We start from the raw sequence: 1001 nt of genomic DNA on the forward strand, positions 1-1001 counted from the left end.
GCGATCGCCACGGTGCTGTCCGCCAAGTTCGGCGGCGAAGCCAAGAAGTACGACGAAATCGACGCGGCTCCTGAAGAAAAGGCCCGCGGCATCACCATCAACACCGCTCACGTGGAATACGAAACGGCCAACCGCCACTACGCCCACGTGGACTGCCCCGGTCACGCCGACTACGTGAAGAACATGATCACCGGTGCCGCCCAGATGGACGGCGCCATCCTGGTGTGCTCGGCCGCTGACGGCCCGATGCCCCAGACCCGCGAGCACATCCTGCTGGCTCGTCAGGTGGGCGTGCCCTACATCATCGTGTTCCTGAACAAGTGCGACATGGTGGACGACGAAGAACTGCTGGAACTGGTGGAAATGGAAGTCCGCGAACTGCTGGACAAGTACAACTTCCCCGGCGACGACACCCCCATCATCCGCGGTTCCGCCAAGCTCGCCCTGGAAGGCGACAAGGGCCCCCTGGGCGAGCAAGCCATCGACAAGCTGGCCGAAGCCCTGGACACCTACATCCCCACGCCTGAGCGCGCTGTGGACGGCGCCTTCCTGATGCCCGTGGAAGACGTGTTCTCCATCTCCGGCCGCGGTACCGTGGTCACGGGTCGCGTCGAGCGCGGCATCATCAAGGTCGGCGAAGAAATCGAAATCGTCGGTATCCGCGACACGCAAAAGACCACCTGCACCGGCGTGGAAATGTTCCGCAAGCTGCTGGACCAAGGCCAAGCCGGCGACAACGTCGGCCTGCTGCTGCGCGGCACCAAGCGTGAAGACGTCGAACGCGGCCAAGTGCTGTGCAAGCCCGGCTCCATCAAGCCCCACACGCACTTCACCGCCGAAGTCTACGTTCTGAGCAAGGACGAAGGCGGCCGTCACACGCCGTTCTTCAACAACTACCGTCCTCAGTTCTACTTCCGCACGACCGACGTGACCGGCGCCATCGAGCTGCCGGCCGACAAGGAAATGGTCATGCCCGGCGACAACGTGTCGATCACCGTCAA

Annotated in this window: 1 protein-coding gene; it reads left to right on the forward strand. The window is 63.2% G+C overall.

All coding sequences use genetic code 11. The features are described from left to right. The coding region (tuf, locus tag AC3A84_RS09385) for an elongation factor Tu (protein ID WP_487969355.1) at nucleotides 1–1001 on the forward strand (1001 nt) is incomplete at both ends.

The organism is Paracidovorax sp., from assembly GCF_057642795.1.